General features: G+C 67.0%; 17 protein-coding genes. 13 read left to right on the top strand and 4 right to left on the bottom strand.

Annotation, left to right across the window (positions count from 1 at the left end; genetic code table 11):
- The first annotated feature begins 91 nt into the window (after positions 1-91).
- The 5 genes from NVV90_RS01150 to NVV90_RS01170 all read left to right on the top strand — a co-directional run bounded on the left by NVV90_RS01150 (position 92) and on the right by NVV90_RS01170 (position 5407).
- Complete coding sequence (locus NVV90_RS01150) at positions 92-1588, top strand: four-carbon acid sugar kinase family protein (protein ID WP_258439370.1); 1497 nt, start codon at positions 92-94, stop codon at positions 1586-1588.
- Positions 1589-1633: 45 nt separating this feature from the next.
- Positions 1634-2533 carry an NAD(P)-dependent oxidoreductase gene (locus NVV90_RS01155; protein WP_258439371.1) on the top strand — a complete coding sequence of 300 codons (900 nt, stop codon included), beginning with the start codon at positions 1634-1636 and terminating at the stop codon, positions 2531-2533.
- A 101-nt stretch (positions 2534-2634) separates the two neighbouring features.
- A complete protein-coding gene (locus NVV90_RS01160; RefSeq protein WP_258439372.1) occupies positions 2635-4101 on the top strand; it encodes a GntP family transporter in 1467 nt (488 codons plus the stop codon).
- Positions 4101-4976 (top strand): class II fructose-bisphosphate aldolase, encoded by an 876-nt coding sequence (locus NVV90_RS01165; protein ID WP_258439373.1) that lies wholly within the window; start codon positions 4101-4103, stop codon positions 4974-4976. The genes NVV90_RS01160 and NVV90_RS01165 overlap by 1 nt, the downstream gene beginning before the upstream one ends.
- Before the next feature lie 38 nt (positions 4977-5014).
- On the top strand, positions 5015-5407 hold the full coding sequence (locus tag NVV90_RS01170; protein ID WP_258439374.1) for a DUF1304 domain-containing protein: 393 nt from the start codon (positions 5015-5017) through the stop codon (positions 5405-5407).
- Here NVV90_RS01170 and NVV90_RS01175 read toward each other — a convergent pair.
- Together NVV90_RS01175 and NVV90_RS01180 are read right to left on the bottom strand one after the other, a co-directional pair.
- Positions 5404-8181: an aminotransferase class I/II-fold pyridoxal phosphate-dependent enzyme gene (locus NVV90_RS01175; RefSeq protein ID WP_396125333.1), complete on the bottom strand. Its 2778-nt coding sequence runs from the start codon at positions 8179-8181 to the stop codon at positions 5404-5406. The genes NVV90_RS01170 and NVV90_RS01175 overlap by 4 nt on opposite strands.
- 165 nt (positions 8182-8346) lie before the next feature.
- The gene (locus tag NVV90_RS01180; RefSeq protein WP_258439375.1) at positions 8347-9351 is read right to left on the bottom strand and encodes an Lrp/AsnC family transcriptional regulator; all 1005 of its coding nucleotides are present in this window, start codon (positions 9349-9351) and stop codon (positions 8347-8349) included.
- A 149-nt stretch (positions 9352-9500) separates the two neighbouring features.
- Between NVV90_RS01180 and NVV90_RS01185 the strand changes: the two genes are divergently transcribed.
- From NVV90_RS01185 to NVV90_RS01200, 4 genes are all read left to right on the top strand, one after another.
- Positions 9501-10922 carry an MFS transporter gene (locus NVV90_RS01185; RefSeq protein ID WP_258439376.1) on the top strand — a complete coding sequence of 474 codons (1422 nt, stop codon included), beginning with the start codon at positions 9501-9503 and terminating at the stop codon, positions 10920-10922.
- Positions 10919-12118, top strand: coding sequence for an amidohydrolase (locus NVV90_RS01190; protein WP_258439377.1), 1200 nt, complete (start codon positions 10919-10921; stop codon positions 12116-12118). Before NVV90_RS01185 ends, NVV90_RS01190 begins: the two co-directional genes overlap by 4 nt.
- Before the next feature lie 85 nt (positions 12119-12203).
- Positions 12204-13589: an acyltransferase gene (locus NVV90_RS01195; protein WP_258439378.1), complete on the top strand. Its 1386-nt coding sequence runs from the start codon at positions 12204-12206 to the stop codon at positions 13587-13589.
- Positions 13586-13942 (top strand): GNAT family N-acetyltransferase, encoded by a 357-nt coding sequence (locus tag NVV90_RS01200; RefSeq protein ID WP_258439379.1) that lies wholly within the window; start codon positions 13586-13588, stop codon positions 13940-13942. Before NVV90_RS01195 ends, NVV90_RS01200 begins: the two co-directional genes overlap by 4 nt.
- Before the next feature lie 30 nt (positions 13943-13972).
- On the opposite strand, the gene NVV90_RS01205 is transcribed toward NVV90_RS01200, so the two are convergent.
- Positions 13973-14323, bottom strand: coding sequence for a hypothetical protein (locus NVV90_RS01205; protein ID WP_258439380.1), 351 nt, complete (start codon positions 14321-14323; stop codon positions 13973-13975).
- 384 nt (positions 14324-14707) lie between these two features.
- Here NVV90_RS01205 and NVV90_RS01210 point away from each other — a divergent pair, with 384 nt between their 5' ends.
- The 4 genes from NVV90_RS01210 to NVV90_RS01225 are packed head-to-tail and all read left to right on the top strand — an operon-like array spanning position 14708 to position 20047.
- The gene (locus NVV90_RS01210; protein WP_309304085.1) at positions 14708-16282 is read left to right on the top strand and encodes an aspartate aminotransferase family protein; all 1575 of its coding nucleotides are present in this window, start codon (positions 14708-14710) and stop codon (positions 16280-16282) included.
- On the top strand, positions 16279-17622 hold the full coding sequence (locus tag NVV90_RS01215) for a lysine N(6)-hydroxylase/L-ornithine N(5)-oxygenase family protein (RefSeq protein ID WP_258439381.1): 1344 nt from the start codon (positions 16279-16281) through the stop codon (positions 17620-17622). The genes NVV90_RS01210 and NVV90_RS01215 overlap by 4 nt, the downstream gene beginning before the upstream one ends.
- Entirely contained in the window at positions 17619-18209 is a 591-nt protein-coding gene (locus tag NVV90_RS01220; RefSeq protein WP_258439382.1) for a GNAT family N-acetyltransferase, read from the top strand. Before NVV90_RS01215 ends, NVV90_RS01220 begins: the two co-directional genes overlap by 4 nt.
- On the top strand, positions 18206-20047 hold the full coding sequence (locus NVV90_RS01225; RefSeq protein WP_309304086.1) for an IucA/IucC family siderophore biosynthesis protein: 1842 nt from the start codon (positions 18206-18208) through the stop codon (positions 20045-20047). Before NVV90_RS01220 ends, NVV90_RS01225 begins: the two co-directional genes overlap by 4 nt.
- Positions 20048-20083: 36 nt before the next feature.
- Here the strand turns inward: NVV90_RS01225 and NVV90_RS01230 are convergent, their stop codons facing one another.
- Positions 20084-21331 (bottom strand): RNA polymerase sigma factor, encoded by a 1248-nt coding sequence (locus tag NVV90_RS01230; RefSeq protein WP_258439383.1) that lies wholly within the window; start codon positions 21329-21331, stop codon positions 20084-20086.
- Positions 21332-21374: the final 43 nt, after the last annotated feature.

Below are 21374 nucleotides of genomic sequence, written 5' to 3' on the forward strand. Positions count from 1 at the left end.
GCCGTGTGTCACACTAGCATTCAAATGTTAGATGTCTGACATCTTACATTCACTAAACCGCAGCAAAAGTTTCCCCACGATGGAGTGCACCGTGACCCTTGAAGTCGATGTTCTGGCCGCTTTCCCGGCGGAAGTCCAGATTCCCGCACAGCTGGTTGCGGACGCCATGGCTGCGTCCTCCACAAGCTCCCCCCGCGTCCTGGTAGTGCTCGACGACGACCCCACGGGCACGCAGTCCGTGTCCAAGCTGCCGGTACTCACCCGCTGGGACGTTGCCGATTTCACCTGGGCGTTCGCCCACATTGCCGAAACCCAGGCCCAGCCTGCCGTCTACGTCCTCACCAACACCCGCAGCCTGGACCCGGCCGAGGCCGCCGCCCGCAACGAGGAAATCGTGCGCAACGCCCTGGCCGCCGCGGCAGCCACGGAGCCCGGCGTGCGCCTGGGCTTCGTCAGCCGGGGCGACTCCACACTCCGCGGCCACTACCCGCTGGAACCGGACGTCATCGCCGCCACCGTTGAGGCCGTCACCGGCGAAAGCACCGACGGCGTGGTGATCGTCCCGGCCTTCCCCGACGCCGGCCGCGTCACCATCGGCGGCGTGCACTACATGCGCGGCACCGGGGACGACGCCGGCAAGCTCACCCCGGTGTCCGAGACCGAATTCGCCAAGGACGCCAGCTTCGGCTTCGCCAACTCCGAGATGGCCAAATATGTGGAGGAGAAGTCGCAGGGCCGCTTCGCCGCGGACTCTGTGATCGTCCTGGACCTGAACACCATCCGCGCCGCCGGAGCCGACGGCGATCCCGCCGTCTCCGCCAAGGCCATCGCCGACGCCCTCGACCGCGCCACGGACTCCACCCCGATCGTGGCCGACATCGTCACCGAGAACGACCTCCGCGCCCTGTCGCTGGGCCTGGAAGAAGCCGAACGCCGCGGCAAGAAGCTCCTCTACCGCGTGGGCCCGCCGTTCGTCCGCGCCCGCATCGGCCAGGAGATCCGCGCCGAACTCAGCACCGAGGAAGCCTTCGAGGGCAACACCCCCTCCGCCGCCGGCGGCCTGATCGTGGTCGGCTCGCACGTGGGCGTCACCACTCGCCAGCTCAACGTCCTCACGGCCCAGCACAGCGCGGCCCGCATCATCGAGATCGACGTCGAGCAGCTCCTCGCCGCTGGCGCTGACGACTACATCGGAACCGTGGTGTCCGACGTAGTCGACGCCCTCCACAGCGGCGACGTCATCGTCCACACCAGCCGCCTGCTCATCAAGACCGACGACGCCGCAGCGAGCCTGAAGATCGCCCGCACGGTCTCGGCCGCCGTCGTCGCGGTGGTGAACCGTACACTCAAGACCTTCCCGCCGCGCTTCGTCATCGCCAAGGGCGGCATCACCTCCTCGGACGTGGCCGCGCACGGCCTGGAAATCCGCCACGCGATCGTCCGCGGCCCCATGCTGCCGGGCATCGTCTCCCTCTGGGAGCCGGTGGACGGCCCCGCCAAGGGCATCCCGTACATCGTGTTCGCGGGCAACGTGGGCGACGACCAGTCACTGGCCCAGGTCACCCGCAAGCTCAGCACCACCTTCTAACAGACTCCGCCCCTTCCCCAACCCCCGCATTCAATGGAGAACACCATGACCAGCAACTACACCGTCACCGTCCTGGGCCTCGGCGCCATGGGCTTGCCCATGGCCACCCGCCTCGCATCCCAGCTGACCGTGAACGGCTTCGACATCGCCGAGCCGCGCCTCAAGCTCGCCGAAGAGGCCGGCATCCGCACCTTCGCCTCCGCACGGGAAGCCTCGAAGGGCGCCGACGCCCTGCTCCTGGCCGTCCGCAACGGCGAGCAGCTCAACGATGTCCTCTTCGGCGAGAACGGCGTGGCCTCCGTGCTGGAGCCGGGCGCCGTGGTGATCCTCGGCAGCACCGTGGGCACGGAAGCCATCCCCGCCACCGTGGCACAGCTGGCCGAGTACGGCGTGGAACTCGTTGACGCCCCGCTCTCCGGCGGCCCCAAGCGTGCCGGCGAAGGCGACCTGCTGATCGTGGTGGGCGCGTCTCCGGAAGCCCGGGAAAAGGCCCGCCCGGCGCTGGAGCTCCTCGCCTCCACGCTCACCGTTGTGGGCGACAAGCCCGGCGACGGCCAGGCCCTGAAGACCGTCAACCAGCTCCTGTGCGGCGTGCACATCGCCGCCGCCGCCGAGGCCATGGCACTGGCCGACGCCCTCGGACTGGACCAGGCCAAGACCCTCGCCGCCCTCGAAGCCGGTGCCGCGGGCTCGTTCATGCTCTCCAACCGCGGACCGCGCATCCTCGAGGCCTACACCGAGGAAGGCGCCGAGGTCCTGTCCCGCCTGGACATCTTCGTCAAGGACATGGGCATCGTGGGCAAGGCCACCCGCGCCGCCGGCCTGGCCGCACCCGTTGCCGCCGCCGCCGAACAGCTTTACCTTCTCGGCCAGGCCCAGGGCCTCGCCGCCGCCGACGACTCCGCCGTCATCAAGGTTGTCGCGCCCACGAAGCGCACTGCCTAACCGCCCCATAAAACCTGCGACGACGGCGGTCCCCCCTTCGCCGTCGTCGCAACTTCCCACCGGTCTTTCGTAGACTGGTTTGTCAAAGGAGACACTCCACAATGAACCCCCTCGTCAACTCCTTGATCGTGCGGGCAGCCGATGCCCCCGCCATCAAACCAGCAGTAGAGCTGGGAACACCCCTCCTGTTGACCATCGCCGCGGCAGGCATCGCCCTGCTGCTGGTGCTGATCATCCGCTTCAAGATCCAGGCCTTCGTGGCCTTGCTGGCCGTCAGCATCCTGGTGGGCGTCGCAGCCCAGATCCCGCTCAAGGACATCTTCACGGTGGTTTCCACCGGCGTCGGTGGCACCATGGGCAAGGTTGCCTTGCTGATCGCGCTCGGCGCGGTTCTTGGCCGCATGATTGAGGTTTCCGGGGGCGTCCAGTCGCTGGCCACCCACTTCACCGAAAAGCTTGGCGCCAAGCGCGTTGCCGTGGCCCTCACTGCCGTCGGCTTCCTGGTTGCCATCCCCGTGTTCTTCGAGGTCGGCGTGATCGTCCTCGTCCCGATCGTCTACGCCTTCGCCAAGATCGCGAATGTCCACCCGATCAAATTCGGCCTGCCCATGGCCGGCATCATGCTCTCCATCCACGTGGCCGTCCCGCCGCACCCGGGCATCGTTGCCGGCGCCGGCGTCTTCGGCGCCGATATCGGACTCATCACCCTGATCTCGCTCATCATCTGCGTGCCGCTCGGCTTCCTCTCCTACTGGGTTGCCAGCATCATGAACCGCAAGGAATACGAACTGCTTCCCGGCGTCAAGGCACAGGTTGAGGAGTTCGGTTCCGAGTCCCTGGTCCACGTGGGCTCTGAAGGTCCCGGTGCCCGTGCCATCGCTCCTCCGCGTCCCGGCCTGATCATGTTCCTGATCGCCGCCCCGATCGTCCAGATCCTCATCGGCACGCTCGGCACCCTCACGCTCGCCAAGGACAACTACTGGTACGGCATCGCCGCCTTCGTTGGCAACCCGTTCTTCGCTCTCCTGGTGGCCGTGGCCCTCGCCTTCTTCCTGCTGGCAGTCCGCCGCCACTGGTCGCTCAAGGAAACCGGCGAGATCTTCGAAGGCGCCCTGCCTCCCATCGCGTCCATCCTCATGGTTGTTGCAGCGGGTGGCGTGTTCGGTGAAGTCCTCCGCACCTCCGGCATCGGCGCCGCACTGTCCCACACACTGGACAGCCTCGGCCTGCCGGTGATTGTGCTCGGTTTCATCATCTCCCTGGCTCTCCGTGCCGCCCAGGGTTCGGCCACCGTGGCCATCGTGACCACCACCGGCCTGCTCACTTCGGCCGTGATGGAAGGCGGTTACACGCCGGCCCAGATCGCCGTGATCGTGATCGCCATCGGCTTCGGTTCGCTGGGCCTGTCCCACGTCACCGACGCCGGCTTCTGGACCGTGGTCCGGTACTACGGCCTCACCGTGTCCGACGGCCTCAAGACCTGGACCGTCCTCACCACCATCCTGGGCCTGGCCGGCTTCGTGCTGACGTACGTCGCGTGGATCCTGGTGGGAGGCCTGGGCCACTGATGCGAGCCAAACTCGACCACCTCGTCACCTCCGCCCTCGCTGCGGGATCCGCGGTTCCGGCCTTCACCTGCTACGACTTCACCACGGCTCTGGCCGTGGTGACCGCGGCCGAGGAAGCCCGGCTCGGGGTCATCCTGCTCGTAGCTCCGAAGACGGCTTCCACTCCCAACGGACTGCGCCTCATTGCGGCCCTGCGCGGCTTGGCCGATTCCGCCAGCGTCCCGGTCTCGGTGCAGCTGGACCATGCCTCGGACCTGCAGGTCATCCGCGACTCCGTGGCTGCCGGTGCGGATGCCGTGCTGGCTGATGGTTCGTCCTTGCCGTTCGAGGACAACATCGCCTTGGTTCGCGAGGTCCGTGCCGCGCTGGATGCGCAAGGTGCGTCCGACGTCGTGATCGAGGCAGAGTTGGGCGGCCTGGCGGGCGACGAGGACAAAGCGTTCGGTGCTGAAGATTCAGCGCACGACGCCGGCATTTCAGTTGCGGGGCTCACGAACCCCGCGCAGGTGGCCGAGTTCGTTGAGCGTACCGGCGCGCAGCTCCTTGCCATTGCCGTGGGGAACGTGCACGGCAAGTACAAGGGTGAGCCCAACATCCGCTGGGACGTGCTGCAGGAAGTTGCAGCACGGACCGACGTGCCGCTGGTGCTTCACGGTGCGTCCGGCGTCCCGGCCGAGCAGCTCGCCAAGGCGCCCTCCATGCAGGTGGGCAAGGTGAACTTCAACACAGAGCTTCGCACAGGAATCCTTGCCACGCTCGAGGCTGAAACCGCCGCCCACCGTTCCGACGGCGAGAACCTCCAGGGTTTGCTGGCCCGCTGGAACGGCTCTGCGTGGTCCTTCGCCGGCGCCACGCTGGCGATGCTGAGCGCCTGACGCAAAGCGCAAGAACACAGGGAGGCTAGGATCAGAGCATGATCCTGGCCTCCCTTGTTTTTGCCCTGATTGCGGCGTTGCTCCACGTTTACATCTTCACCATGGAGTCCATCACCTGGACCAAGCCGGCCACGTGGAAGCGCTTCAGCCTCACTTCGCAGGCAGATGCCGAAACCACCAAGTCACTCGCCTATAACCAGGGCTTCTACAACCTGTTCCTAGCCATCGGCGCGCTGGTGGGAATCGGCTCTGTGTCCCTCGGGCAGCCGGTGGTCGGTTGGACCCTCGTGTTCAGCAGCTGCGGCTCCATGCTGCTGGCGGCCGTCGTGCTCGCCCTGAGCGGACGCAAGTACCTCCGCCCTGCGGCCCTTCAGGGAACGACGCCGCTGCTCGCCGTCGTGCTCGGCCTCCTGGCCGTGGCGCTCGCCTAGGCGCCCGTCAGGATCCGGAACCCGAGCTCCGCGTTGAAGCCGTGGATCTCGCGGGTATCCAGCGCCGACATGAAGGCCAGGATTTCCGCCGTGATGACCTGCCCGGGGACCAGCACCGGGAAGCCGGGCGGGTACGGGGTCACGAATGAGGCCGACACGAGTTCTTCGCCCGCTTCCACCCGGCGCGAAAGCTCGGCCGTGCCCAGGTAGGCGCAGGAACCCGGCTTGTAACTCTCGAAGTACGCATCCCGTATGTTGCCGTCCGGGGTCTGGCCGTCCTTGCGGAAGCGTGCGGCGAAGCGGCTGAAGTCCGGCAGCGGCGGCGGGGCGCTGGTCAGCGCCGCAACCTTGGCTGCGTGGGCCCGCTTGCCCAGGCCGCTCAACGCTGCCTGTTCGTCCTCAAAGGACTCCGCCAGCTTGACCAACACCTCCACCAGGTATGCCACGGAACTGCGGGACGTGCCGATGTTGGTCATGAACAGCACGCTGTTCCGGGACGTCTTGTTGACCTGGATCCCGTACTTGTCCATCAGATACTCGTGCTTGAACGTATCGCCGTCCACGCCGGAAAGCCCGATGTGCAGGGTCAGGCGGCTCGGATCCACCACAAACTCGTCGCGCCGCCAGGCCTCGGCCATCGCCGCCAGCCCGTCCCGCAGGGGCATCTGCCGCTGTGTCTCCCGGTACCGTGCCGGAATCAGGTCCCGGGTTCCCAATACCCTGAAGTACTTCTTCAGCAGGGGGTGGCGGGCCACCGCCTGGGCGATGCTGACCGCCAGGTCGGCCTGCCGCTGCACCAGCTCGTAGCCTTCGAACTCCACCTGCCTGCGTCCCATGTCCAGGGATGCCAGGATCTGGTAGTTGGGCGAGGTGGAGGTGTGCGTCATGTACGCCTCGTGGAAGCTTTCGGCGTTCAGCTGGTCGAAGTCCTGGTCGTGGACGTGGATCATGGACCCCTGCCGGAGCGAGGTCAGGGTCTTGTGCGTGGACTGCGTGGCGTAGACGCGCAGGCGTGCCTTGGCCGGGTCCGGCAGCAGCCGGGTCGTCAGGAGCAGCTCGTCGCTGACGGTGTCGAGACCGCCGACGGCGCCAAGCCGGCGCTGCTGCTCGGCATGCCGCCGTGCGTACGCCGGGTCGTGGAACTGCTTTTCCAGGGTGGTTGCCGCAGCCATCGCCGTGCGTCGGCGGTAGATGTGGTGGAAGCCGGCGAAAGCGAACCAGGCTTCGTCCCACAGGAACACCAGGTCCGGTTTGATGGCAAGGCATTCCTCCATGACCCGCTCGACGTCGTAGACAATGCCGTCGAACGTGCAGTTGGTCAGGGCGAGCATCTTGACTTCGTCCAGACGGCCAGCACGCCTGTAGTCCAACAGCATCTGCTTGATGCTCTCCAGCGGAACCGCGCCGTAGAAGGAGAATTCGTCCAAGGGGTACGCGTCCAGGTAGGCCACTTGGGCCCCCGCCAGCATCAGGGCATAGTGGTGGGATTTGTGGCAGTTCCGGTCCACCAGGACAACGTCTCCGGGGGCAACGATTGATTGGTGCACCACCTTGTTGGCCGTGGACGTGCCGTTGGTGACGAAGAACGACTTCCGGGCACCGTATGCCCTGGCTGCCAGTTTCTGTGCCTTCTTGAGGGAGCCGTGCGGATCCAGCAGGGAATCCAGTCCGCCGGAGGTTGCCGATGTTTCGGCCAGCAGGAGATTCAGCCCATAGAACTCGCCGAGATCGTTGATCCACTTGGAGTTCACCACGGACCCGCCGCGGGACACCGGCAGCGCGTGGAAGACGCCGGCCGGCTTGCGGCTGTATTGCTGGACGGCATGGAAGAACGGCGCCTCATAGCGTTCCGCGGCACCGCCCAGAAGGGACAGGTGCAGTTCGAGGCTGTCCTGGCGGCGGAACAAGCGGCGGAACCGCCGGGTCAGGGATCCCGCCAGCTCCTCGATGGACACGCCGGCCACCAGGTAGAGGTCGAGTTCCGGCCGCAGTTCGCCGAGCTTCTCGGCCAGCAGGAGGATGCGGTCCATGGGACGGTGTGGGGCCGGGTCCCGGACGAATCCCTTGAGGAAGGCCCCGAGGTCCCGGCTCAGCTGCTGCCTGGTGTGGGTGGTGAACCCCGGCCTGATGACGCAGGCCTGGATGTCCGGGTTCAGGAGCACCGCCACCAGGGCGTCCTCGAAACTGGGCACGAACACCAGCTCGTAGGTGAAGTCGTCGGCGGCACGGCGCTGGCCCAGCAGTTCGGCCTGCATGGCCTCGCGCTCGGTGTCCGATACATCGTCGATGACCAGGACTTCGAACCGTCGGCGGGCATCCGCTGTGTTTTCGATCCGTTCAGCCTCGCGCTCAGGGTCTGCGGACTGTTCGGATACTTGCTGGCCATGCCCGGCCAAGCGGCGCGTAACCGACTCGATGAGCCCCAAGGCTTCGAGGTACTCGCTGCACTCCAGGCGTCGCCGTATCTCCGCAACGTAGGGTTGTCCCGGCGACGCCCAGTACATCTCGATGGCCTCCAACATCGGCAGCAGCCTTGCCGCCTCAGGGGGCAGGCGAACGCCTCCCGAGCCGGGTCTGCCGGACGTCAACTGCCTGACGGCGTAGCCGAGGAACTCCCACGCGTCAACGCGCATCCGCCAGGCGCTGCTGGGGATCTCAGGACACGGATCAGCTCCTGCCGTGGATGCGGGGGCGTTTGACGCTGCGGGCACATCCTCCGCGGTGGATTCGGCGTGCTCGGCGGGGCTTTCACGGATGATTGCTGCGGGAGGCATGGGATTCCTGGTCCTTGTTCTGTGGGTGCCGGTGACTTCTTCGTCGCCGGGACGGTTGTCAGAAGTGAATTGACAGCTGTACCAACTAAACGCCAACGCAGCCCCGCCTGCAGGAACATGGCGGCAGTCCTGTCTGACACACCAGAATGGGGTCGGCGGGAAGGCCTACGAGGCCTCCCGCCATAGAGGCAATGGGACCACGCCCTTGCTGCGGCCGGACTCGTCCAGCACGTGGCCGAGCCGCTTGTAGGTCCGTACCACTGCCTGCCGGGAGATCACCGTGCTTCCTGGCGCCCGGGCCAGCAGTTCCCGTTCGTGCGCCTGGACTTCCAGGTAGTCGCGTACCCACAGGGTCGCCACCAGGTTCTGGGCACCCAGAACCTGGGCGCTGAGCCGGCAGCTGGGGAGGCTGGCGAAGTACCGGCCGATGGTGTCCACGTGGGTGGCGGGGACGTTGAGAACCAGGCTGACCTCGCGCAGGCCCTGCTGGACCGCCACGGACGTATCGCACCGCATCGTCATGTAGCCGGACGCCAGGATCCGCTCCACCCGGCGTCGGGCAGTCTGCGGTGACACGGCGCAGGCCGCGCCGAGTTCCGCCCAGCTGGCCCGCCCATCCTGGGCAAGCTCCGCCAACAGGGCGGCGTCCACCCGGTCCGGAGCGTAGGCGGGCGGGGCGGGCGCGGGTTGCTTGGCCATGAGCCGGGCCCGCGCCGGTTCCAGGGTGCCGCTGCGCCACTCCGAGGCCTGGCGGTAAAGCTGCGTCACGAAGACCACCTCCCTGCGTGTCACCCCCGGCAGGTCGGCGAACGCGCCGGTGACGATCGCCATGAGTTCCTCGTGGCTCGACGCGAAGCAGTCCACAAACAGGTCATGGGGGCCGGACACCAGGGACACCGTGCCGAACGCTGGTTCCGCGCACAAGCGCCGGATCAACTCTTCGTGCTGCCCCGGCACCGAGGACAGGTTGATGAAGGCGGACCAGCCGGCGCTGAGGTACCGCGGTCCTGGAGACGGAGTAATCCAGGCCAGGCCCTGTTCGGCGAGGACGTTCCAGCGGCGGGCGATGGTGGGCCCGGACAGGTCCAGGACGTCCGCCACCCGGGACCAGTCCGCCCTCGGATTGATCTGGAGGGCATTGACGATTTCAAGATCCAGTTCAGAGATCATGGACGATTCTTTCAAATTAATGGTGACGTTGGTGATTTCAAGCAATAGTCCGGCAGTGGATGGGGCTGCGTCTAGCGTTGTGACTCGCATCACTCACGGTGCCAGCGCCCGGAGTCACGGCGCAAGCCCCCCGAAACACAAGGAAGCACATGGCAAGCAAGACAGCCCCACCGGCGACGGCGGCCATCGCCCGCAGAACCATCACCGGCATGATCGTGGCCATGGCCCTGATCGAATCCCTCAGCGGCGTCACCCAGGGGTACCTGAACCCCATCCTGCCCGCCCTCGGGCCCGCCTTCTCGATCGATGATCCGACCATCAACGGCATTTTCCTGATCTCCAACGTCAGTTTCGCCGTGCTCACGCCCATCATCTCCCGCCTCGGCGACAGCTACGGATACCGGCTGGTGCTCCGCTGGTCAACGGCCGTGGTGGCGCTGGGCGCCTTCCTGATGGCCTTCTGGCCTTCCCTGTGGACCGTGACCGTGGGAGTCGTCCTGCTCACCTGCGTAGTGGGCTTCATTCCCCTCATGATGGGAATCCTGCGCGTGAGCAGTTCGGCCCACACCCGCACGGGCGTCAGCGTGATGATCGGCGTCCTTATGATCACCTTCGGCGCAGGCGGGCTGTTGGCGGGCGTGGTCGGGGTCAACGACCCCACCCTCGGCCTCTGGGTGGCGGTTCCGTTCGCCGTTGTGGCACTGATCTGTTCGTTCGTCCTGCCCGACGCCGGAACCCCCACCCGCGAGGGCATCGCCGTCGTACCGCTTCTGGCCTGCTCGCTCGGGCTGATCGGCTTCGTCGTGGCACTGTCCATGGGGCCGGAGTGGGGCTGGCTGGACGCCAAGACCATCGCCTCCGGGCTGCTCGGACTCGCCCTCCTGGCCTTCTGGGCAAAACTGGACTCCCGCTCGCCGGTGCAGGGCAAGCGGTTCATGGACCTGCGGATGCTCGCCAACCCGCGCATCCGAACGGTCTCGCTGGCCACGTTCTTCTTCGGCTTCGCATCCATCAGCTACTTCGGCACCAACGGCATCTTCCTGCACTCCAACCCTGACAAGACCGGCTACGGATTCGCGCTCAGCCCGCTCATGATCGCCATTGTCCTGGCCGCGGCTTCCGCTCTTTCCCTCGTGTCCTCGCTGCTGACCGCCCGGGCGCTCAAGTCGTTCGGCGAGCGGGCCACGCTCGTCTTCGCCGGCCTCCTGCTGGCAGGTGGCTTTGTGCTCATGATCGTGGCCCACGATTCCCTGCTCGGTTACTGCGTCGGCTTCGCCCTGTTCAACCTGAGCCTGGGCATGTACCAGGCAGGCACCCGCGCCCTGTCCGTGGAGGGCCTGCCGCTGGAGGAAACCTCGACGGCGGCAGGCCTCAACGAACTGGCACTGTCCGTCGGCATCGCGGTGGGCGCCGCCGTCGTCAAGCTCATCTCCTCGTCGTCCGCCGAGTCCGGGCGCATCAGCGAGGCCGGTCTCGTCTCGATCTGGGGAGCGCTCGCCGTCGCAGCGCTGATCGCCGCGGCAGCATCCGCACGCTACCCGAAGCGGAAGGCGACGGAGGTCCCGGCATGAGCCCGGCTGCGCTGACGCCGACCGCGCCGGGCCCTGCGCTCGAGACCGGGATACACGACCGCATCTCTGCTGCGGTGGAACGCTGGGAGGCTGGAATCCTTGGCCTGAGCCATGCGATCCATGCCGATCCGGAGCTCAGCGGCGAGGAGTTCCGTGCCGCCAAGCGCGTGCGTGCGCTGCTCCGGACCGCCGGCTTTGGCTTTGACAGCGTCCAGCCCGTGCTTCCGGCGTCTTTCAGCGCCCGGTTCGGTTCCGGTGACGTCGTGGTGGCCCTCTGCGTTGAGTACGATGCCCTGCCGGCCATCGGGCACGCCTGCGGACACAACGTGAACGCCGCCAGTGCCGTGGGGGCGGCACTGGCGCTGGCCGCCGTCGCGGACGAACTCGGCATCACCGTCAAAGTCCTTGGCACTCCCGCCGAGGAGACCACCGGGGGCAAGGTGGACCTCATCGAGGAGGGCTTCTTCGCTGACGTGTCCCTGGCCATGATGGCCCACGCCGGCCCCGAGGACGTGACCGGCGGCTCCTCCCTGGCGATGTGCATGTGGGATGTGCTGTACGAGGGGCGTCCGGCCCACGCTGCAGCGGCACCGGAGGAGGGCGTCAATGCGCTGGACGCGCTGGTGGTCGCCCAAACCGCGGTGGCCCTGGCCCGGCAGCAGCTGCCGCCCGGTTCCATCGTCTCGCTCATCGTCACCGAGGGCGGCAGCGCCGTCAACGTGATCCCGGAACGGGCCCGGGCCAGCGTGGAGATGCGCTCGCCGAGCCTGGCGACGCTGCGCCTGATCGGCGAGCGGGTGCGGCGCTGCCTCGAGGCCGGGGCCATCGCCAGCGGTGCCACACTCAAGGTCACCCCCACCGGCAACGAGTACGCCGAGCTGAGGCAGGATGGTTTCCTCTCCGAGGCGTACCGTGAGGCGATGGGTGCCCGGGGGAGGGATGTCGCCTTCAACAGCAAACCGGTGGCGTCGACGGACATGGGCAACGTCTCGCAGCTGGTGCCAAGCATCCACCCCTTGCTCGGCTACGACGTGGGCGGCGCGGCCCACCACACCGCGGAGTTCGCGGCCTACGGCTCCTCCGCCTCGGCGGACCGGGCAGTGCTGGATGGCGCGTTCGGCCTGGCGGCGGCAGCAGCGGCGGCGGCGCGGGATCCCCGTCAGCGGGCCCGCCTGCTTGGCGGCAGCATTCACTGAGCTCGCAGCTACTGGTTCCGGCCGCCGGGCAGGCGGACAATGGAGGCAGCAATCGATGTGATCGATGCCTTCGCGAAGGAGCGCCATGGGACGTCCACGGCAGCTGAAGAATTCCGTTGGCCGGACCGGAGGCGTCCAGCGTGATTCCGTGATCGACCTCGTCCGTTTTCTCTGCCTCGCCCTGGTGGTGCTGGGACACTCCATGATGGTCAGCCCGGTGCTGCACGGCGACGGCACGGTCACCACGGAGAACACCCTCATGGAACAGCCGTGGATAGTGCCGCTCACCTGGATCCTGATGGTCATGCCGCTCTTCTTCGTGCTCGGCGGGGTCACCGGGCTGGAGTCATGGCGCCGCCTGAAGGACGGCGGCGGCACCGGGTTCGACTACGCCAAGCTCCGCCTCCTGCGGCTCATCCGGCCCGCCGCGGCGCTGCTCGCTGTCATGTTCGTGGGCCTCTGGATGGCGCGGCTTGTGGGCGTGGATCCGCAGGTCATCCAGCTGATGACCACGGGCGCAGGCATGCCGCTGTGGTTCCTTGCGGCGTACCTTGGTGCGCAGCTCAGCGTCCCACTCATGGCCCGGATGCACGGGCATGCGCCGTGGCTGACGCTGGGGATCCTGCTCGCCTGCATCATCACGGTGGACTCTTTGCGTGGCCTCCTGCCGATGCTGGCGTTCATCAACCTGATCTTCGTGTGGTGCGCCATCCAGCAACTCGGCTTCTTCCTGGCCGACGGCCTGTTCGCGGGCCGCAGCCGGATCTGGCTGCTTGGTGTGATCGCGGGAAGCAACCTGCTCCTTGGCGTGGTGACCGGCGTGGCTGTGTATCCGGGAGACATGCTGACCAACCTCAACCCGCCCAACCTTTGCCTTGTGCTCCTGGGTATCTCTCAGACGGCCACTCTTCAGCTGCTGCGCCCTGCCGTGGCCTGGGTGGCCGGCGTCCGCTGGATCCACTGGGTGGTTTCGGTGGTGGGCCACCGGCCCATGACGATCTACCTGTGGCACCTGCCGCTGCTCGTGGCAATGACAGGGCTCCTCCTGCTGACCGACTTCCCCAAACCGGCGTCCGGCACCGCGGAGTGGTGGTTGGCCCGGCCGCTCGTCTTCCTCGCCGTCGTGGTGCTGCTGGTGCCCGTCCTGGCGCTGTTCGGCAGGCTCGAGGACCGCCCGACGGCGGCTGTCCACGCCCGGGGCCGCCCGCCGGCCGCCGTGGTGGCCGCCGGCGTGGCGGTGTTCATTCCCGTGGTGGATGCGGTCTTCAACGGCCTGACGCTTGAGCTGCTGGGCGGGGGAGCGGCCTGCTTCGGGCTGGCCGTCCTGCTGCTCGGCCACGTCCCCGCAAGCGTCCCGGCGCAGGTGCCGGCGCCGCCGCCAGCGTCACCGCGGGCCGCTGTGCCGGCGCCCGCGGCCGGGCCGGCTGAGCCATTGCCAGCGCCGGGATTAAGTGCCAATCTCGATTCATGACTGAGTTCACGGATTCACGCGAAGAGTCGTTCAGCCCGGGTGTCACCACGGTCAGGAACGACAAGTTCCACCGCTACGAGCTCCTGGTTGACGGCGAAGTGGCCGTGATTTCGCAGTTCATGGACAAACCCGGCCACATCGACTTCCTGCACACCGAGACGCGGAGCAAGTTCAAGGGCCAGGGGCTGGCCAAGGTCCTGGCCCACTTCGCCCTGGATGACGTGGTGGCCTCCGGCAAGCGCATCATCCCGCATTGCCCCTACATCGCGCACTACCTGCGCCACCACGAGGGCTACGATCTGGACGTCGACTGGCCGCCCGAACCGCCCGTGGGTGAGCCGGAGAACGAGTAGGCGGCTCCAGGCGTCAGTGCGCTGCCTGCGTCAGTGCTTTTTCTGCCACTGTGCCGCGTGCCAGAACAGGAGCCCTATGGTGGCCAGGGCCGAGGCCAGGAAGCAGTACGGCATGACGTTGAACATCAGGAACGGGATGGGCAGCGGGCCGGATCCATACATGATGGAAGGGTCCATGGTCGCCACGAGGGACCAGATCCCGGGCACCAGAAGGGCCGCGTCCAGCACCCAGAGCGCCACGATGAAGGGGTTGATGCGCGGTTTCGCGTTGCCCTGTGCGGTGACGTAGCCGGCAGTCCCGTAGTCCGGCGCTGCGGTGTTCGCGTTGCCGCGCTCATCCACAGCGAACCAATCGTGCTCCCGATATTTGGGAGTCCTCATCACAGTCCTTTCTCCAAGAAATCCTCGGCAGCCGGCTGGCGACGTGCAAACGTCTGAGGACTCGCAGAATACCTGTCGACGCCGGAATCCTGTTATCGAAAGGTATTCTTCGCGTCGCCAGGCAACATGCGTGGCATGAGTGGACGTTCCCCAGGCGGCCCGGTGCCCACTGAAGCGGCTCCGCGGACACCAGCCAACCGCCGTCGGGCGCGATTTTGCACTCTGCGGCGCGGCAAGCAAAGTCAATGACGCGCGCTGACCCACGAAAATCCGCGGATTCCCGGCCTTGAAGCGAATTAGCTCACAAAAGTTTGACGAAAAGGTAAACCTAAGTAAGGCTTGCCTTTGCTAAGAAGCGCCCAATGCCGATGGAAGGAAGCCGACGTGACGTCGCCCAGTATTGAAAGCCGGGTTGCCCCGGATGAAGACTTTGGCTCCAGGGTGGAGCTGGCCCTCGCTGCCACCAGCCAGTTGTTCAATGCGCGCAATTCGCATAGCTACGTCGCGCAGCTGCTGCAGGCCGTCAACGCCGTCTCCACCAAAGTCCAGCGCACCACCCGGCCGTTCACCGGCGTGGGGCACGGCGAGATGAAGGCGCGGGTGGCCGCAGTCGACCTCGACCGCCCGCTGCCGGACACCACCGCCGCCCTCGAGGAGCTCGACGAGCTGTACCTCAAGGACGCCATCTACTTCCACGACGCCCGCTACGCCGCGCATCTGAACTGCCCCGTGGTGATTCCGGCGCTGGTGGGCGAGGCCATCCTGTCCGCCGTGAACTCCTCCATGGACACCTGGGACCAGAGCATCGGCGCCACCATGATCGAGCGCCGCCTGATCGACTGGACCACCGAACGGCTCGGCTTCGGCGAAGAGGCCGACGGCGTGTTCACCTCCGGCGGCAGCCAGTCGAACTTCCAGGCCCTCCTGATCGCGCGCAACCACGCCGTGGCCAAGCACGGCGCCGGCAACGGTGCCGGGAGCGGCGAAGCGCGCCTGCCCTCCCTGCTGGAAAAGCTGCGGATCTTCACCTCCGTGGACAGCCACTTCAGCATCCAGAAGTCGGCCTCCATGCTGGGCCTGGGCTTCGACGCCGTCATCGCCGTGCCCACCTCCGCGGACCACCGCATGGACCCGGCCGCCCTCGCCGCGGCCTTGGCCGAAGTGCGCGACGCCGGCCTGGTGCCGATGGCTGTTGTGGCCACCGCCGGGACCACCGACTTTGGTTCCGTGGACCCACTCGCCGAGCTCGCCGCCCTGGCCCGGGCCTACGATTCCTGGCTGCACGTGGATGCCGCCTACGGCGGCGGGCTGCTGGTCTCCAGTCGCTACCGCCATCTGCTGGACGGCACGCGCCTGGCCGATTCCGTCACCGTGGACTACCACAAGACCTTCTTCCAGCCCGTGAGCTCCAGCGCCGTGCTGCTCCGCAACGGCGCCATGCTGCGCCACGTCACCTACTACGCCGACTACCTCAACCCGGAAAGCGCCGCCAAAGCCGAGATCCCCAACCAGGTGGACAAGAGCATCCAGACCACCCGGCGCTTCGACGCCCTCAAGCTGTGGCTGACGCTGCGCATCATGGGCGCGGACGCCATCGGCGCCCTGTTCGACGAGGCGATCGACCTCGCCGCCCGGGTGGGTTCGCTCCTCGCCGAGGAAGCGGACTTCGAGCTCGCCGCGGACCCGCAGCTGAGCACGCTGGTGTTCCGCTACCGCCCCGTCGTGGACGGCGTTCCGCTCGAGGAGGACGCCGCCGACCTCCTTAACCCCGCCATCCGCGCCGCCGTGTTCGCCTCCGGGGAGGCCGTGGTGGCAGGCACCACGGTGGCCGGCCGCCACTTCCTCAAGTTCACCCTCCTGAACGCCGAGGCCAGCTTGAGGGACATCCAGGAAATCATCGAACTTATCCGTCGAACGGGCGCCAGCCTGCTCGCGAACACCACGGAGGCTGCAGCGTGAGTACCCCTGACAACGGCAGGATCTACGACGTCGCGGGCATCGGCCTGGGGCCCTTCAACCTGGGACTCGCCGCACTCAGCGAACCCGTGGACGGCCTCGACGCCGTCTTCCTGGAGCGCCGCGAATCCTTCGACTGGCACCCCGGCATGATGCTGGAGGCCGCCCACCTCCAGGTCCCGTTCATGGCGGACCTGGTCACGCTCGCGGACCCCACCTCGAAGTACTCCTTCCTGAACTTCCTGAAGCAGAGCGGCCGCCTGTACCGCTTCTACATCCGCGAAAACTTCTACCCGCTGCGCGCAGAGTTCAACCAGTACTGCCAGTGGGTGGCGGGACAGCTGGACTCCGTGCGATTTAGCACGGATGTGCTGGATGTGGCGTACGACGACGGCGTGTACCGCCTTTCGGTGCAGGGCCCGGACGGCGCTGAGGTGCTTCGCGCCCGAAAGCTGGTCCTGGGCACCGGCACGTCCCCGTACGTACCGGACTCCTGTGCAGGAATCGTGGAGGCAGGCGGACTTGTCCTCCACAACGCCGACTACCTGTCGAGGAAGAGTGAGCTGCAGTCCAAGCGCAGCATCACCATCGTGGGCAGCGGCCAGAGCGCCGCGGAGCTCTACTACGAGCTCCTTCAGGAAATCGACGTGTACGGCTACCAGCTCAACTGGGTCACCCGCTCCGGCCGCTTCTTCCCCCTGGAGTACACCAAGCTCACGCTCGAGATGACCTCGCCGGAGTACGTTGACTACTTCCACTCGCTCCCGGGCGAGCAGCGCGATTCCCTGATCAAGAGCCAGAAGAACCTGTACAAGGGCATCAACTCGGAGCTGATCGACGGCATCTACGATCTCCTCTACACCAAGAGCCTTTCCGGCATGGTGGACACCCAGCTGCACACGCACTCGTCGTTTACCGCCGCCGATTGGGACCCGGCCACCGGCACCCACACGCTCCAGTTGCACCACGAGGAACACGGTCGCGACTACAGCCTTGAGTCCGAGGCCGTGGTCCTGGCCACCGGCTACAGCTACAAAGAGCCCGCGTTCCTGGGAGGCATCCACCACCGCATCCGCCGCGACTCAAAAGGCCGCTTCGACGTCGAGCGCAACTATGGAACCGGCGTCGAACCCGGCGAAATCTTCGTCCAGAACGCGGAGCTGCACACGCACGGCTTCGTCACCCCGGACCTCGGCATGGCCGCCTACCGCAACTCGTGCATCCTCCGCGAGATCACGGGCCGCGAGGTCTATCCGGTCGAGCGCAGCATCGCGTTCCAGCAGTTCGGAGCACCAGCCGCCGTGCCCGCTCCCGTTCCGGCAACCGCTGGGGCCGGCGCATGAGATTCACGTTCAGGCCCGTCGATCCAATAGCGGACGCACCTGTCCTCCACAGCTGGGTGAGCCAGCAGTACGCACGGTTCTGGGGCATGGTTTCGGCCACAGAACAGGACGTTGTGGAGGAGCACTCGCGGATCGTCGCCAGCGGCCACCACCAGGCGTTCCTGGGGCTCGACGACGGCGTTCCCGCCTTTCTCATGGAGCGGTACCGTCCTGAGTCCTCGCCGTTGGCGGACGTCTATGAGGTTCAATCCGGAGACATCGGCATGCACCTGTTGGTGTCCCCACCCAGCGGTGATCCACAGCCTGGCTTCACCACCGCCGTCATGCAGTCCGTCATGACGGAACTGTTCGATGACCCCGCAACCCAGCGGGTCGTCGTCGAGCCTGACGCCCGGAACCACAAGATCCACGTCCTCAACGAGCGGGTCGGCTTCCGGTCCCGCGGCGTGGTGACCCTTCCCGCCGTCGACCCTGCCGAAGACCACAAGGACGCGCTGCTGAGCTTCTGCACCCGCGCCGATTTCCTCGCCACCCTGACCCCGATTCCGGCCGCGCCCGTCGCGGCGAGCAGAGGAGAATCCCTGTGACCACCACCGTTGAAACCATCACCACCCACGAAGCCGCCCGCGTGGCCCACCTGACGCCCGCCCGCTGGGAGGCCGCCAACCGGCACGTTGTCAGCAAAGCGATCGCCGAGTTCTCGCACGAACGCATCCTGGTGCCGGAACTGATCCGCGATGAAGGCGCCGGCGTGGGCCTCTATAAGGTGGTGTGCGACGATGACACGGTTGAGTACCGCTTCCGTGCCCGGCTCCTGCAGCTTGAGCACTGGTCCGTCGCCCCGGAGTCCATTGCGCGGCTCCGCGACGGCGAGGAACTGCCCCTGGACGCCCTGGACTTCATCACCGAGTTCCGGGACACCCTGGCCATCCGCGAGGAAATGTTGCCGGTGTACCTCGAGGAGATCAGCAGCACGCTGGCCAGCCACGCCTACAAGCAGGGCAAGCCGTTCAGTTCGGCTCAGTTGGCTGCGGGCATCACCGGCGGGGCCGACGCGGCCGCCGATTTCCAGGCCATTGAACACAGCATGAGCGAGGGGCATCCGTGCTTCGTGGCCAACAACGGCCGGCTGGGCTTCGGCCTCTCCGACTACCACGCCTACGCCCCGGAAAGCGGCGCGGCGGTGCTGCTGCAGTGGATCGCGGTGCACCGCAGCAAGGCTGTTTTCACATCGAGCGCCGGGTTGGACTACCGGAACCACTTCGAGGCCGAGCTCGGGCCCGCAACCCTGGCGTGGTTCGACGCGGAACTCTCGGCCCAGGGCCTGGACCCCCAGGACTACATGCTGATGCCGGTCCACCCCTGGCAGTGGAACAACAAACTCACGGTGACGTTCGCGGCAGAAATCGCCCAGCGCCACATCGTGAACCTAGGCACCGGCGAAGATTCGTACCAGGCCCAGCAGTCCATCAGGACCTTCTTCAACACCACGGCGCCGGAAAAGGCCTATGTCAAGACGGCCATGTCCGTACTGAACATGGGCTTCATGCGTGGCCTGTCTCCGCAGTACATGAAGGCAACGCCGGCCATCAACGACTGGTTGCAGGAACTGATCGCGAATGACCAGGAACTCCGGAACCGGGGCCTGGCCATGATCCGTGAAACCGCGGCCATCGGCTACCACAACCACTACTACGAGGCAGCTTCGGCCAAGGGGTCGCCGTACCGCAAGATGCTCTCTGCCTTGTGGAGGGAGAGTCCGCTGCCGTTGCTTAAGGACGGGCAGCAGCTGGCGACCATGGCATCGCTGCTGCACGTGGACCCCTCCGGACAGTCCGTGGTGTCCGCGCTCATTGCACGCTCCGGCCTGGCACCCATCGAGTGGTTGCGCGGCTACTTCGAGGCCTACCTCGTGCCACTGGTGCACTGCCTCTACGAATACGAGCTCGCCTTCATGCCGCACGGCGAAAACGTCATCCTGATCCTCGACAACGGCGTGCCGGTGCGGGCCATCATGAAGGACATCGCCGAGGAAATCGTGGTCATGGGGGACCGGCTGGAGCTTCCCGAGGAGGTGTTCCGGGTCAAAGCGGAGATCCCCGCCGAGGAAATGGTCCTGGCCATCTTCACGGACGTCTTCGACTGCATCTTCCGCTTCCTCGGAGCCATCCTGGTGGAGGACGGGACGCTCCGCGAGGAGGAGTTCTGGGGGACTGCCGCCGCCGTGGTGCACGAATACCAGCAGCGCCACCCGGAACTCGCGGACCAGTTCGCCATGCACGATCTGTTCGCCCCGGACTTCGAACTGTCCTGCCTCAACCGGCTGCAGCTGCGCAACAACCAGCAGATGCTGGACATCTCGGACCCGTCCGGCGGCCTGCAGATGGCCGGGCGGCTGGCCAATCCGCTGGCTAGGTTCGCGTAGCGTCGGCACTGGTACGGCGGGTGGCACAGCCAACCCTCAGCCGAGCCCGTCCACCTTGGCTTCCAGCACCGCGCGCTCTGCTGCGTTCCCGCACAGCGCTATGGCCTGCAGTAGTGCGGTGCGCGCGTCATCGGGACGGCCGAGCCGCGTGAGCATTTCGCCGCGGACCGCGGGGAGCAGGTGCGAGCCCGCCAGCTCCCCGCGGGCGGCGATCGCCTCCACCAGCTTCAATCCCTCGGCCGGGCCGGAGGCCATTGCGACGGCGACGGCACAGTTGAGCTCGATGATGGGGGACGGGGTCAGCCGCCCCAGGGCTTCGTAGAGGATGACGATCCGCTGCCAGTCCGTCTCCGCCACCGAGTGCGCCACTGCGTGGCACTCGGCGATGGACGCCTGGAGGCCGTAGGCGCCCAGCCCGCGTCCGGACCCCGCGGCCCGGGCCAGCGCCGCACGCCCGCGGCGGATCGCGGACTGGTCCCACCGCCGTCGGTCCTGGTCTTCCAGAAGCACCGGGCGGCCGGAGGCGTCCAGCCGGGCCGGGAACCGTGCGGCGGTGAGTTCCATCAGGGCGAGCAGGCCGAACACCTCGGGTTCGGGCGCGATCCGCACCAGCACGCGGGCCAGGCGGCGGGCTTCGCCGGCCAGGTCCGTGCGGATCCATTCCGCACCGCCGGAGGCGAACGAGCCCTCCGTGAAAATCAGGTAGATGACCTGAAGCACCGAGCCCAGCCGTTCGGCCAGCTCGTGCGGTTCGGGGACGGCGAACGGCACCTGCGCGGCGGCCAGCGTCTTCTTGGCGCGGGTGATGCGCGCCTGGACGGTCGCCACCGGCACCAGGAAGGCCTTGGCGATCTCGCCGGTGCCCAGCCCGCCCACCACCCGCAGCGTCAAGGCGATCCGGGCTTCCTTGGCCAGCACCGGATGGCAGGAGATGAACATCAGGGCCAGCACGTCGTCGTCGATCGCATCGGGATCGAACAACGCATCCGCCCCCGGTTCCTCCTCCGAGAGCCCGCGGGCCAGCAGCGCGCACTTTTCGTCCCGCGCCGCCCGCCGGCGGAAGGTATCAATCGCACGACGGCGGCCGGTGGTCAGCAGCCAACCGGCGGGTTCGGCGGGTACCCCGTTGACGGACCAGGAAACGAGTGCCTCGGCTAGTGCCTCCTGAGCGAGGTCCTCGGCCAGGGGGAAGTCTCCGGTATAGCGGGCCAGGGCGCCGACGATGCGGGCGGATTCCATCCGCCACACTGCCTCGACGGCGCCCCGCGCCTCAACCGCACTCACTGCCGCATCAGGGCTGTCGTATCAGAGCCGTCAGTGCAGGCGG

The sequence above is a fragment of the Arthrobacter sp. CJ23 genome (genome assembly GCF_024741795.1).
In the GTDB taxonomy this organism is placed as follows: Bacteria; Actinomycetota; Actinomycetes; order Actinomycetales; family Micrococcaceae; genus Arthrobacter.